Source organism: Sphingopyxis sp. NFH-91 (assembly GCF_021401285.1).
In the GTDB taxonomy this organism is placed as follows: Bacteria; Pseudomonadota; Alphaproteobacteria; order Sphingomonadales; family Sphingomonadaceae; genus Sphingopyxis; species Sphingopyxis terrae_A.
Genome location: NZ_JACBGA010000008.1, coordinates 1 through 12,689 on the forward strand (window position 1 = coordinate 1; position 12,689 = coordinate 12,689).

At 66.6% G+C, this 12,689-nt stretch carries 12 protein-coding genes; 8 read left to right on the forward strand and 4 right to left on the reverse strand.

Annotated elements, in window-relative coordinates:
• The first annotated feature begins 69 nt into the window (after positions 1 to 69).
• The 6 genes from L0963_RS16140 (at position 70) to trhO (ending at position 7,379) form a co-directional block, all read left to right on the forward strand.
• Positions 70 to 2,163, forward strand: a complete 2,094-nt coding sequence (locus L0963_RS16140) for a malate synthase G (RefSeq protein WP_062900882.1) — start codon at positions 70 to 72, stop codon at positions 2,161 to 2,163.
• Positions 2,164 to 2,246: 83 nt separating this feature from the next.
• Positions 2,247 to 3,068: a hypothetical protein gene (locus L0963_RS16145; protein ID WP_062900881.1), complete on the forward strand. Its 822-nt coding sequence runs from the start codon at positions 2,247 to 2,249 to the stop codon at positions 3,066 to 3,068.
• A 147-nt stretch (positions 3,069 to 3,215) separates the two neighbouring features.
• Positions 3,216 to 3,569: a Rap1a/Tai family immunity protein gene (locus L0963_RS16150; RefSeq protein WP_234180515.1), complete on the forward strand. Its 354-nt coding sequence runs from the start codon at positions 3,216 to 3,218 to the stop codon at positions 3,567 to 3,569.
• Positions 3,570 to 3,583: 14 nt separating this feature from the next.
• Positions 3,584 to 4,498 carry a CDF family Co(II)/Ni(II) efflux transporter DmeF gene (gene dmeF / locus L0963_RS16155; protein ID WP_234180517.1) on the forward strand — a complete coding sequence of 305 codons (915 nt, stop codon included), beginning with the start codon at positions 3,584 to 3,586 and terminating at the stop codon, positions 4,496 to 4,498.
• Between the two features lie 95 nt (positions 4,499 to 4,593).
• Complete coding sequence (locus L0963_RS16160) at positions 4,594 to 6,606, forward strand: GMC family oxidoreductase N-terminal domain-containing protein (protein WP_234180518.1); 2,013 nt, start codon at positions 4,594 to 4,596, stop codon at positions 6,604 to 6,606.
• A 44-nt stretch (positions 6,607 to 6,650) separates the two neighbouring features.
• Entirely contained in the window at positions 6,651 to 7,379 is a 729-nt protein-coding gene (gene trhO / locus L0963_RS16165) for an oxygen-dependent tRNA uridine(34) hydroxylase TrhO (RefSeq protein ID WP_326490195.1), read from the forward strand.
• 37 nt (positions 7,380 to 7,416) lie between these two features.
• Here the strand turns inward: trhO and L0963_RS16170 are convergent, their stop codons facing one another.
• On the reverse strand, positions 7,417 to 8,664 hold the full coding sequence (locus L0963_RS16170) for an aspartate kinase (protein WP_003038658.1): 1,248 nt from the start codon (positions 8,662 to 8,664) through the stop codon (positions 7,417 to 7,419).
• Positions 8,665 to 8,886: 222 nt separating this feature from the next.
• On the opposite strand from L0963_RS16170, the gene ubiG reads away from it, so the two are divergent.
• Positions 8,887 to 9,612, forward strand: a complete 726-nt coding sequence (ubiG, locus tag L0963_RS16175; protein ID WP_062900878.1) for a bifunctional 2-polyprenyl-6-hydroxyphenol methylase/3-demethylubiquinol 3-O-methyltransferase UbiG — start codon at positions 8,887 to 8,889, stop codon at positions 9,610 to 9,612.
• Between the two features lie 215 nt (positions 9,613 to 9,827).
• Positions 9,828 to 10,340, forward strand: a complete 513-nt coding sequence (locus L0963_RS16180) for a GNAT family N-acetyltransferase (protein WP_062900877.1) — start codon at positions 9,828 to 9,830, stop codon at positions 10,338 to 10,340.
• A 30-nt stretch (positions 10,341 to 10,370) separates the two neighbouring features.
• Here the strand turns inward: L0963_RS16180 and L0963_RS16185 are convergent, their stop codons facing one another.
• Genes L0963_RS16185 through L0963_RS16195 form a run of 3 tightly spaced genes read right to left on the reverse strand, consistent with a single transcriptional unit; the run spans position 10,371 to position 12,647 of the window.
• Positions 10,371 to 10,676, reverse strand: a complete 306-nt coding sequence (locus L0963_RS16185; RefSeq protein WP_062900876.1) for a hypothetical protein — start codon at positions 10,674 to 10,676, stop codon at positions 10,371 to 10,373.
• A gap of 43 nt (positions 10,677 to 10,719) precedes the next feature.
• Positions 10,720 to 11,415, reverse strand: coding sequence for an esterase/lipase family protein (locus L0963_RS16190; RefSeq protein WP_234180520.1), 696 nt, complete (start codon positions 11,413 to 11,415; stop codon positions 10,720 to 10,722).
• Between the two features lie 59 nt (positions 11,416 to 11,474).
• Entirely contained in the window at positions 11,475 to 12,647 is a 1,173-nt protein-coding gene (locus L0963_RS16195; RefSeq protein WP_234180522.1) for a PQQ-dependent sugar dehydrogenase, read from the reverse strand.
• Positions 12,648 to 12,689 lie beyond the last annotated feature (42 nt).

Sequence of the window (12,689 nt, forward strand, 5' to 3'; positions counted from 1 at the left end):
CGCCATAGGGCGGCGGCCCTTTCCTCCCCGGGTCCATCCGCGCAATCGCGCTGACCAAAGGGTGCTTGAATGATTGATTTCCTCGACCGCAGCGGCCTGTCCGTCGATTCGCGTCTCGTCTCCTTCCTCGAGGAAAAGGCGATTCCGGGAACCGGCGTCGATACCGCCAAATTCTGGTCGGATTTAGCAACGTTGCTCGGCACCTTCGCGCCCGAAAATGCCGCGCTGCTCGCGAAGCGTGAGGATTTGCAGGCACAGATCGACGCTTGGCATCGGGCTCGCGAGGGGCAGGCGCATGACGCCGCAGCCTATCAGGATTTTCTGCGCGAAATCGGCTATCTCGTCCCCGAACCCGCGCCGTTCGCGGTCGGCACTGTCAATGTCGATCCCGAAATCGCGACGATGGCGGGGCCGCAGCTCGTCGTGCCGGCGCTCAATGCGCGCTTCGCATTGAACGCCGCCAACGCGCGCTGGGGCAGCCTTTACGATGCGCTGTACGGCACCGACGCGCTCGATGCGCCGCCGGCCAAGCCCGGCGGCTACGACCCTGAACGCGGCGCGGCGGTGATCGCGCGGGCAAAGGCGTTTCTCGACGAAGCCGCGCCCCTGGCGTCGGGAAGCTGGGCCGACTGGCAGGGCGGCGATCCGGTGCTGGGCGATCCGTCGCAGCTTGTCGGGCGCCGGCCGGGCGGGCTGCTGCTCCGCCACAACGGGCTGCACATCGAACTCGTGATCGATTCGAAGAGTCCGATCGGCGGCGGCGACCCCGCCGGCATCGCCGACGTCGTGCTCGAGGCCGCGCTGACGACGATCATCGATCTTGAAGACAGCGTCGCGGCGGTCGATGGCGAGGACAAGACGCTGGGCTACACCAACTGGCTCGGCCTGATGCGCGGCGACCTCACCGAAAGCTTCGACAAGGGCGGCAAGACGATGACGCGCCGCATGGCGGACGACCGCGAATGGACCGCGCCCGACGGCACGCCCTTCACGCTGCACGGGCGCAGCGTGATGTTCGTGCGCAATGTCGGCCATCTGATGACGACGCCGATGATCCGTCTCCCCGATGGATCGGAAGCGCCCGAGGGGCTGTGCGACGCGGTCATCACGAGCCTGTGCTCGCTGCACGATCTGAAGGGGCTCGGCAGCCGGACCAACAGCCGGGCGGGCAGCATCTATATCGTCAAGCCCAAGCAGCATGGGCCAGAGGAATGCGGCTTCACCGACCGGCTGTTCGACGCGGTCGAGGATATGCTCGGCCTCGCGCGTCACACGATCAAGGTCGGCGTGATGGACGAGGAGCGCCGCACCAGCGCGAACCTTGCCGCCTGCATCGCGGCGGTGAAGGACCGGATCGTCTTCATCAACACCGGCTTCCTCGACCGCACCGGCGACGAGATCCATACCAGCATGCGCGCGGGGCCGATGATCCCGAAGGGCGAGATGAAGGCCTCGGACTGGATCGCCGCTTATGAGGACCGCAACGTCCGCATCGGGCTGGCCTGTGGGCTTTCGGGCAAGGCGCAGATCGGCAAGGGCATGTGGGCGATGCCCGACCTGATGCGCGGCATGCTCGACGCGAAGATCGGCCATCCGAAATCGGGCGCGAACACCGCCTGGGTGCCGTCGCCGACCGCCGCGACGCTGCATGCGCTGCATTATCATATGGTCGACGTGTTCGCGCGGCAGAAGGACATTGCGGGCGAGGCCGTGCCGTCGCTCGACCGGCTGCTGGCGATCCCGGTCGCGACCGGGCGCAACTGGAGCGAGGCCGAGGTCGCGCGCGAACTCGACAATAATTGCCAAGGCATTCTGGGCTATGTCGTGCGCTGGATCGACCAGGGCGTCGGCTGTTCGAAGGTGCCCGACATCGACGACGTCGGCCTGATGGAAGACCGCGCGACCTTGCGCATTTCGAGCCAGGCGCTCGCCAACTGGCTGCTCCACGGTGTCTGCACCGCCGAACAGGTCGATGCGGCGCTCGCGCGGATGGCGGCGAAGGTCGATGCGCAGAATGCGGGTGATCCGCTGTACGAAAAGCTGACGCCAGAGGGCATCGCCTATCAGGCCGCGCGGGCGCTGATCTTCGAAGGCGTGACGCAGCCGTCGGGCTATACCGAGCCGCTGCTGCACAAATACCGGCTGGCGAAAAAGGCTGCGTAACGGCAGCGCCGCACCGAAAAGCCGCAGCGGTTGAATTGCCTGGCGAGTCCCCTATGCTTGGCGTGGGTCGAGAAGGGGGAATCATGTTTCGATCCATTCTGTCGCTGTGCGCAGCGGCGGGTCTGGCGTCCGCAGCGACGTCGGCCGAGAGCGTGCCGGTCGCCAAGCGCAGTGTTCAAGCGCTCGAAGGCGAATGTTCGGGCGGCGCGGTGCCGAGCTGCGAAGAACTGTATTGGCGGTACTATTTCGGGCGCGTGGTTGCCGCCGATCCGGTGAAGGCGGCGTCCTATCATCTGCGAATGTGCGATCTGGGCGATGCCGCGCAATGCGGGCGCTATGCAGGCAAGGTGTGGCTGAGCAAGCCGGGCTATCCGAAAAATGATACCGCGACGGTCGCTCGTTATGCGAAACGCGGCTGTATGGGCGGCGACAGCATGAGTTGCGGCCTTGCCTACACGATGTCGAAGAAACCCAATTCCTATGGCGCGGCGGAACGCGCGACCGTCTATCGCAAGCTGTGCCAAGTCGGAAAGCCGGCGGATTGTTCGCTTGCCGCCGATTTCGAGGGCGAGGCGGGGAACAATGCGTTCGCGATGGAATTGGCGCGCAAGGCCTGCGGCCGGGGCGATTCGCGCGCCTGCATCAATGCCGATGTCTATGCCGTGCGGTTGGGCAACAGCCAGCGCCGCTCGGCTGCGGCCGCCAGGCCGACGCCGCCCGTTGCGAACCGGCAGGCACCGCCGAGCGATGCCGGCATGTATCAGCCGAGCAGCGGACGGCGAAGCAACGCACGCGACACCAGCCGTTCGGGCACTGATTCCTGTACCAAGAGCAATGGTACCGCGGGCAAGCGTTATTGGTACTATGGCTTCGACAACCAGAGGAAATACGGCCCCTGTCTCTGATTCACGGGCAGCGCCGGCGCGGTTGCTGCTGCGCAACGAAAAAAGGCGCCGCCTGAGATTGGCAACCCCCGATCCGCGGGTTAAGTAGCCCGCGGGTCGCGATTTTTTCGGGGGAAAATTGCCATGCGTCATTCCGTTTTTTCTGCCTTGCTGGCGTCCGCAGCACTGGCACTAGCAGGGCCGGCTACCGCCGCGCCCGACAGCACGCCGTCGAGCGGCGTGTTCAAGACCGGGCAGGAGGTCCACGATCTGTGCGTGTCGAAGGATGACGCCGATGTGTCCGCGTGCGACTATTTCATCATGGCAGTTCACGACGCGATCAAATTGTACGGCGACACGAAGATGGCCGACAGCAATCTGTGCCCGCCTGAAGGCGTGACCGCCCTCGAACTGCGCAACACTGTTCTCGCGTACTGGAACGGCCGGACGACCAGCCTCAAATATTCGGCGGTCAGTTCGATCCGCAATGCGTTGTTCCAGAAATATGCTTGCAGCGAATAGGAGCCGCCGCGACCGTGGGTGAGGGCGAACACCGGCACGATTTCCTGGGCGCGTCGCATGACGCCAATGCCCGGCGCACGCTGTGGGTGGTGTTGCTGACCGCGGTGATGATGGTCGGCGAGATCGTCGCCGGTTATCTGACCGGATCGATGGCGCTGCTCGCCGATGGCTTTCACATGGCGACGCACGCGGGCGCGCTGGGGTTGGCGGCGATCGCCTATCGCTATGCGCGGACGCACCGGCACGACCCGCGCTTCAGCTTCGGGACGGGCAAGGTCGGCGATCTGACGGGCTTTGCCTCGGCGCTGATCCTCGGCATCTTCGCGCTGGGCATCGCGGTCGAATCGACGATGCGGCTGATCGATCCAGTGGCGGTCGATTTTTCGGCCGCCGCGCTCGTCGCGGTGATCGGGCTGATCGTCAATATCGTCAGCGCGCTGCTTCTGATGGGCGGGCATCACCATCATCACGATCATCATCATGGCCATGACGACCATGCGCACGGCCATCATGCGCACCATGGCGCCGACAATAATCTGAAGTCGGCCTATTTCCATGTGCTCGCCGATGCGCTGACCTCGGTACTGGCGATTGCGGCGCTGCTGGCCGGGCGCTATCTGGGGCTGGGGTGGATGGACCCGATGATGGGGATCGTCGGCGCGCTGGTGATCGCGCGCTGGTCCTGGTCGCTGATGCGCGATACCGCCGAGGTGCTGCTCGATACGACCGATGCGACGATTGCGGCCACGCTGCGCAGCCGGATCGACACAGCCGCGGGCGTGCGGCTGACCGACCTGCACGTCTGGCGCGTCGGCCCCGATGCCTGCGCGGCGATCGTCGAGGTCGAAGGGGCGATGAGCGCGGCGGACCTGCGCGCGCGGCTGGCCGATATCCGCCAGCTCGCCCATCTGACCGTGGCGGTGCGCTGACGGGGGTGTGGCAGGGTTAATGCGGCGGCAATTCGGCGCTTGCCATCGCCGGGTTTTGGCGGATGATCCGGGGCGGCTGAAGCGGGGGACGGGCGATGTCGGCACCTTTCAATTTCGGGCAACTCAAATTTCTGAAGGCGCTGACCGAGGCGCTGTTCCACGGCGCGCCGATGGTCATCTCCGCCGATCAGGTGGTGGCGAACATTACCGAATTGTTCGCGAAGGTCGGCGGCACCAAGCTCGACGAAATTCGCCTGTCGCTGACCGCGACCGAACTGGTGCTCGGCCCGCTGTTCGCGGCGGTCGATGTCGAGACGCGCGCCCACCGCATCCGCAACCGGCTGCAGAACAGTCAGATCGACCTGTTTCAGGACATGGCCCGGCTGCGCGGTATCGTTTACGCCTGCTATTACGGGCATTGGCAGCCGGGGGTCGAGGCAGGCGACCAGCAGGCGAACGCCGCCAATCCGGTGCACCAGCAGATCGGCTTCACGCTGCCCAAATTCCGCGTGCGCGGCCCCGCCGACATGGCGATCACTCGCGTCGAGGGGCGCGAGATCGATCCCGCGCATATATTGGATGCGGATACGCTGGGCGACGAATATGACGTCGTCGTCGTCGGATCGGGCGCAGGCGGCGGGGTCGCTGCGCACAATGTCGCCGCGCGCGGCTACAAGGTGCTGATCGTCGAGGCGGGGCCCTTCTATCCCTCGCCGCGCATCACGCACCACGAACTCGACATGGTGGCGCAGCTTTACAAGCATGGCGCGCTGCAAACCTCGACCAACCGCGACTTCATCGTCTTTCAGGGGCGCTGCGTCGGCGGATCGTCGACGATCAACAACGGCATCTGCCTGCGCGTCAACGAGGCGGGGCGGACACACCCCGATGCGGTTGATGTGCTGGCCCGATGGGCGAGCATCGGCGCGCCGATTGATGCCGACGCCTTTCACGCGAGCTATGACGCGATCCGCGACCGGCTGCATATCGGGACAATCGAGGCGCGCGCCGGGCGGCATAATGGCCCCCATCTGATAAACGGCTGGCACGCCTATGCCGCCGGATCGTCGGACCCCAATGAACAGCGCGCGGTCGCCGACTGGTTCGCGAAGAATTTCGGGCCGCCGCACACGCCGGAAGCCTGCGCCTATTGCGGCTATTGCAATTCGGGCTGCGCCTATGGCCGGCGGCTCGGCATGGCGCAGACCTATCTGCCCGATGCGTGCCGCGACCATGGCGCGCGCATCGTGCCGGAAACGAAGGTCGACCGGATCGTCTGGCAGACGAGCATCGACGGACGGCGCGAGGCCGAGGGGGTGAAGCTGATCCTGCCCGACGGCAGCCGCCGCACGGTGCGCGCGCGGGTCGGCGTCGTCGTCGCGGCGGGCACCATCGCCTCGTCGAAGCTGCTCGACCGCAGCGACATCGACGGCACCGGGCATAATGTGTCGCTCAACATCGCCTCGCCGGTCGTGGCGCTGATGCCCGAGGGCGTCGGCTGCAATGCCTGGGACGAGGACCAGATGTCGAGCTACGTCGATTGCGGCGATTTCCTGCTCGAAAGCCATTTCCAGCCGCCGATGGCGATGGCGTCGCTGATGCCGGGCTGGTTCACCGACCATAGCGAGCGGATGCGCAACTATGGCCGCGCCCATTCGGCGGGCATCCTGTTCCCCGCCGACCGGCGCGGACGGGTCAAGGACGGCAAGCTGAAATTCGAGCTCGACCGCGATACCGACCTGCCGCTGCTGCGCCGCGCGATGGCGACGCTGACCAAGGTGCATTTCGCCGCCGGAGCGATCGAATGCTATCCGGCGCTGACCAAGGGGCAGCGGCTGACCCCCGACATGGACATCGACGGCTTCTTCGAAACGGCGATCCGCGAATCGGACGATGTGACGCTGTCGAGCAGCCACCCGCACGGTGGCAATGCGATCAACGTCGATCCCGACGCAGGCGTGGTCGATCCCGATTGCCGCGTCCACGGCACGACCAATGTCATCGTCACCGACGCCAGCGTCTTTCCGACCTGCATCCGCGTCAATGCGCAGTGGACGACGATGGCGATGGCGCATTACGCGACCGCGCGGCACGATCCGTTCGGTTAAGGTCTCCTCGCAATGACGGCGGCTTTTGTTTATGGGGCGCGCCGATGACCTTCACTGTTGCCGCTCTCTATCGTTTCGCGCCGTTCGACGACCCCGCCGCGCTGCGCGCGCCCTTACTTGATCTCTGCGCGGCCCAGGGGGTGAAGGGCACGCTGCTGCTCGCGCGGGAAGGGGTGAACGGGACGATCGCGGGGAGCGCCGAAGGTATCGCTGCAGTCATCGCGCATATCCGCGCGCTGCCCGGCTGCGCCGAGCTCGACGTCAAATATTCATCCGCCGCAGCCATGCCCTTTCAGCGGCTGAAGGTGCGGCTGAAAAAGGAAATCGTGACGATGAAGGTGCCGGGGGTCGACCCGGCGCGCGAGGTGGGTGCCTATGTCGCGCCGGCCGACTGGAATGCGGTGATCGACGATCCCGACACGATCGTCATCGACACGCGCAACGATTTCGAGGTCGGCTATAGCAGCTTCGCGGGCGCGGTGAACCCGCAGACGAAAAGCTTCGGCGATTTTCCCGGCTGGTGGCGCGACCATGCCGCCGATTTCGCCGGGAAGCGCGTCGCGATGTTCTGCACCGGCGGCATTCGCTGCGAAAAATCGACCGCCTTCCTGAAAAGCGAAGGCGTCGCCGATGTCGTTCACCTGAAAGGCGGCATCCTCGCCTATCTGGAGCAGATACCGGAGGCCGACAGCCGCTGGCAGGGCAGCTGTTTCGTCTTCGACGAACGCGTCAGCGTCGGCCACGGCTTGGTCGAGGTCGGCGACAAGGACTGACCGGCCCGGCCGCCGAAGCCTCCCCTGCGGGCCGCAATCAGTCGGCGTCGAGGCCGTAGGCGGTGTGGAGCACGCGCACCGCGAGTTCGGTTTCATCCTCGTCGATCAGCACGCTGACCTTGATCTCGCTGGTCGAGATCGCCTGGATGTTGATGCCGCGATCGGCGAGCGCGCGGAACATCGTGCTGGCGACGCCCGCGTGGCTCTTCATGCCGACGCCGACGACGCTGATCTTTGCGACCTTGTCGTCCGACAGGATGCGGTTGAAGCCGATCTTGTCCTTCGCGGCTTCGAGCAGGTCGATCGACCGCAAGAGGTCGGCGGCGGGAACGGTGAAGGTCACGTCGGTCTCGCCCTTGTCGCGGCCGACGTTCTGGATGATCATGTCGACGTTGATCCCCGCGGCGGCGAGCGGGCCGAAGATGTTGGCGACGCCGCCCGGACGGTCGGGGACGCGCGTCACGATGATCTTCGCTTCATTCTTGTCGTGGGCGATGCCGGTGATCAGCTGCCGTTCCATCTGATGTTCCTCTATTTCCTCGTCGCTGACGATCATCGTGCCTCTTTTGGGTGCCTCGTCGCCCTCGACGAAGCTGGAAAGCACCTGCACGCGCACGCCCATCTTCATCGCGAGGCCGACCGAGCGCGTCTGGAGCACCTTGGCGCCGACGCTCGCGAGTTCGAGCATTTCTTCATAGGTGACATAATCGAGCTTCCGGGCGCGCGCGACGATGCGCGGGTCGGTGGTATAGACGCCGTCGACATCGGTGTAGATGTCACAGCGATCGGCCTCGACCGCCGCGGCGACCGCGACAGCGCTGGTGTCCGATCCGCCGCGCCCCAGGGTCGAGATGCGACCATCGTCCATCATCCCCTGAAAGCCCGGGATCACCGCGACTTCGCCGCGGCCCATCGCGGCGAGCAGCGCGCCCGTTTCGATATCGAGGATGCGGGCGCGGGCATGCGCCTCTTCGGTGCGGATGGGGAGCTGCCAGCCGAGCCAGCTGCGCGCGGGAACGCCCATCGCCTGCAGCGTGAGCGCGAGCAGACCCGACGTGATCTGTTCGCCCGCCGCTACCACGACATCATATTCCGCCGGGTCGTAACGCGGGTTCGCCTCGCGGCAGAAATTGACGAGCCGGTCGGTCTCGCCAGCCATCGCCGAGACGACGACGGCCACCTCGTTGCCCTGTGCCACTTCGCGCGCGACCAGTTTCGCGACGGTGCGAATCCGCTCGGTGCCCGCCATCGACGTGCCTCCGAATTTCATCACGATCCGTGCCATCTCGTCCCGCCTTTTCGCAAACTGGTTTCGGCCGCAACTTCCAAGGATTTCCGCGGCGACCGCGCTGTTAGGGAAGGGGGAGCGCGATGGCAAGGCCGACAGATTATACCATCAGGATATTTTTTCTTGTCCGTTCGCAACAGGAGCGCCGGTATCCGCCGAACGATTATTCTATCCCGATAAGTCTTGTGCCGCGCCGGACGGGGTGCCAAATCGCGCTCTATGAGCGCTACGACAATCAATCCGCACGAAGCCGCCCATTTCGGCGCGCTCGCCGCCGACTGGTGGGATCCGCACGGCTCGTCCGCCATGCTGCACAAGCTCAACCCGGTGCGCCTGTCCTATATTCGCGACCGGATCGACGCGCATTGGCTGACCGACAGCCGCGATCTGAAGCCGCTCGCCGGCAAGCGCGCGCTCGACGTCGGATGCGGTGCGGGCCTGCTTGCAGAACCGCTTGCGCGGATGGGGGCGGCGGTGACGGGGGTTGATGCCGCACCCGAAAATATCGCCGCGGCGCGCGCGCATGCGGCCGGGCAGGGGCTGGGAATCGACTATCATGCGGGCGAACTGGCGGCACTGCCGCCCGCGACCTTCGACCTCGTCACCTCGATGGAGGTGGTCGAGCATGTGGCCGATCCGGCGGCCTTCATCGCCGAACTTGCCGCGCGCCTGGCGCCCGGCGGACTGATGATCCTGTCGACCCCCAATCGCACCGCCCTGTCGAAGCTGCTGCTCGTCGAGGCGGCCGAGCGGATCGGCGCCGTGCCGCGCGGCACGCACGACTGGGACCAGTTTCTGAAGCCCGAAGAATTGACCGCGCTCCTCGCGGCGGCGGGGCTTGAAGTCGTCGATCGCACCGGCCTCGCGCCATCGGCAGCGCGCGGGTTCAAGCTCGGCGGCAGCGAAGCGCTGAACTATCTGCTCGCGGCGCAGCGCGCGGGCTGATCGCGCGCTTGATCGCGGCGCCGGCGCCTGATAGGCACCGCTGCGATGACCAACGACCGATCCCTTCGATTCAAGGCGTATTGGCGCTCCTTTACCTAAGGAGCGGCATGGCATCATTCATCATGACCATGGCCGCCGTGTCGGAAGGCGAATGGTCATCATCATGAAACCGCACCCCCTCTGTCACGGCGCGCCTTTTAGAAGAGACGCTTGCGATGACAGAGACTTTGATCCGCCTCACCACCCCGCGATGCCGCATCGACCGGCTGGTCGCCGATGATGCCGCCGACCTCTGGGCGATCACCGATGCGTCGGTGACGTCGCAGGTCCATTTCCTGCCCGAACCCTTCACCAAGGACGAAGCCGCCGCGCTGATCGCGCGGTCGCGCGGCGACGATGTCTTCCACGCCGTGCGCGACGCGGCGGGGCTCGCCGGGGTCATCGGCGTCCACCGCCGCGGCGCGGGCGAATATGAGGTCGGATACTGGTTTGCGGCGCGCGCGCGCGGGCAAGGGCTGGCGCGCGAAGCGGTCGGTGCGACGGTGCGCGAGATTGCGGCGGCACGGCGCGGCGCGACGGTCGTCGCCGAATGCCGGCCGGGCAATGCGCGGTCCGAAGCTTTGCTGCGCGCGGTCGGCTTCGTACCGACGGGGACCGCGGGACGGCGCCCCGGGCGCGCGCTGTTCGTGTGGCGCGCGGCGCCGGGCGAGCGGATCGATGTTTGCTGAGGGTGCTGAGGGTGCTGAGGGCCGGTTCGATCAGGATCCGAGCGCGGCAAGGCGGCGGCGGTCGACCCAGCCGGTAGCGCAGGTCGCCCCGCGCGCGGGAACGCAACTGTTGCGGCGGCTGGCATAGGCGACCCACGCCCAGCCGCCCTGTTCGCCGCACACCATGACGCGCGTTCCCGCGCGCAGCCGGTCGGTCTTGCGCGCGGCCAGGCTGGGCGAGCGATAAACGGCGACGCGGGCGCTCTGCGCGTTGCCCGTGACGACCGCGGGCGGACAGGCGGCGGGCGCGGCGGCGCCCTGCATCGCGAGCGCGAGTGTTGCAAAGATCGTCAGCATCGGTGCATTCCTTTGGCTAGCTCTGTCGCCGGCCTATCACACATCAGCCTATCTCTTCGGTTAACGCCTTGGCAATTGCGGCGACCGAGGTCGGGGCATAGGCAAAGCCCATATGTGCGCATTCGACCTCGATCTGCCGGTCGCTTTCGTGCGGCAGGCCGCGCGCGCTGTTCACCGCGACGACGCCGTCATGCTTGGACCATAAGGCAAAGGTCGGCATTTCCGGGCGCGGCGCCGGGTGGAAGTCGATGGGGGGATTGTCGACCGGGTGGCGCGCGATCAGATGATAGAGCCGCCAGGCGCGATTGGCGCGGCGGCTGCCTGAAAAGGGCGAACCGAGCGTGACGACGCGCGCGACCTTGTGTGGGTGATGCTTGGCATATTCGCGCGCATAGATGCCGCCGAGGCTCCAGCCGACGAGTGCGGGCGGCCGCCCGGTGCGCGCGATGATCCATTCGACGCGCGCATCGATACGGTCGACGATGTCGGCGGTCGCGCCGCGGTTGAAGCCGAGGCCCCAGGCATAGCAGCGAAAGCCCGCGCGGCGCAGGTCGGCGCGCAGCGCCTTCGTCGACCAGTCGCCCGACAGAAAGCCCGGCAGCACCATCACCGGCGGGTGGGCACTGTCGGGATTGGGTTCGGGCGGCATCGGCCGGACGCGTCCGCCGAGCGCGCGCAGCAGCGATCCCGCCTCACGCCAGAGCAGCGCCAGCCGCGGCGGGGCGTCGGGGTCGGGCACGCGCGCCGGCCAAAGGGCGCGCCTCGAGAGATAGCTGCGGATCATCGTCGGCGCGGCAGTCAGGCCTTCGGGACCAGCTTCAGCAGCTTGCCGTCCTTGCCGTCGGTCAGCAGCCAGACGCTGCCGTCGTCGCGCACCTCGACCTCGCGGATACGGGCGCCGAAGTCCCAGCGATCGGACTTGTGCAGCGTGTCGCCGTCGATCGCCATACGGATCAGCCCCTCGCCCGACAGTGCGCCCATCAGCAGGCTGTTCTTCCAGCCGGGATAGGCGTCGCCGCCGTACCAGACGAGCCCCGCGGGCGACACCGAGGGGTTCCACCACAGCTTCGGCGCGGCAAATTCGGGGCGGGTCGGATGATCGGGAATGTCGCGGCCGTCATAATGATCGCCGTTCGACACGATCGGATAGCCGTAATTGGCCTTTGCCGCGACCAGATTGACCTCGTCGCCGCCCTTCGGCCCCATTTCCTGGTTCCAGAGCCGGCCTGTCCCATCGAACGCGAGGCCCAGGATATTGCGATGACCAAGCGACCAGATTTGCGCGGTCACGCCGCCTGCGGAAGCAAAGGGGTTGTCGGCGGGGACGCTGCCGTCTGGGTTCAGGCGCAGGATCTTGCCGAGATTGGCCTGCATGTCCTGCGCCGGATCGAACTTCTGCCGCTCGCCCGAACCGATGAACAAATATCGGCCATCGGGCGAGAAGGCGAGGCGGTGCGAATAATGGCCGCGGCCGGGCACTTTGGGGTCCTGTTTCCAGATCACTTCCAGCCCGTCGAGGCGCGGCGCGGCGCCCTGGACCAGCTTCGCCCGGCCGACCACCGCGCCGGCGGTGTCGCCGGGGCCGGCTTCGGCCCAGCTCAAGTAAATGGTACCGCTCTGCGCGAAATCGGGGGCGACGATTACATCGCCGAGCCCGCCCTGACCGGCGTAGAGAACCGGGGGTGTCCCCGCGACATCGCGCGCGGCGCCGCCTTCTTCCCAGAGTTTGAGTTTGCCCGACTTTTCGGTGACGAGCGCGAGGCGCGTTCCGGGCAGGAAGGTCATCGCCCAGGGCTCGTTAAAGGCCGCTGCCTCCTGCACCGTGAAGGGCGCATCGGCGAGCGCGGTCGCGGGCTGCGCGCCCGAGGTGTCGAGCGCGGCGCTGTCGGTGGCCGCGTTGCTGGGCGTTCCGGTCGAACAGGCGGCGACGGCCAGTGCGGCCGATAGCGCAAGGGCGGGGATTTTCTGCATGAAAAGGCTCGCTTTGCTGGGGAGGTGGGCGGCCAGTCTGGC

Coding starts and splice junctions, on each gene's coding strand:
- L0963_RS16170 (WP_003038658.1), bottom strand. CDS start 8,664: ATGGCACGGATCGTGATGAAATTCGGAGGCACGTCGATGGCGGGCACC.
- L0963_RS16185 (WP_062900876.1), bottom strand. CDS start 10,676: ATGCTGACGATCTTTGCAACACTCGCGCTCGCGATGCAGGGCGCCGCC.
- L0963_RS16160 (WP_234180518.1), top strand. CDS start 4,594: ATGTCGGCACCTTTCAATTTCGGGCAACTCAAATTTCTGAAGGCGCTG.
- ubiG (WP_062900878.1), top strand. CDS start 8,887: ATGAGCGCTACGACAATCAATCCGCACGAAGCCGCCCATTTCGGCGCG.
- L0963_RS16195 (WP_234180522.1), bottom strand. CDS start 12,647: ATGCAGAAAATCCCCGCCCTTGCGCTATCGGCCGCACTGGCCGTCGCC.
- trhO (WP_326490195.1), top strand. CDS start 6,651: ATGACCTTCACTGTTGCCGCTCTCTATCGTTTCGCGCCGTTCGACGAC.
- L0963_RS16140 (WP_062900882.1), top strand. CDS start 70: ATGATTGATTTCCTCGACCGCAGCGGCCTGTCCGTCGATTCGCGTCTC.
- L0963_RS16180 (WP_062900877.1), top strand. CDS start 9,828: ATGACAGAGACTTTGATCCGCCTCACCACCCCGCGATGCCGCATCGAC.
- L0963_RS16145 (WP_062900881.1), top strand. CDS start 2,247: ATGTTTCGATCCATTCTGTCGCTGTGCGCAGCGGCGGGTCTGGCGTCC.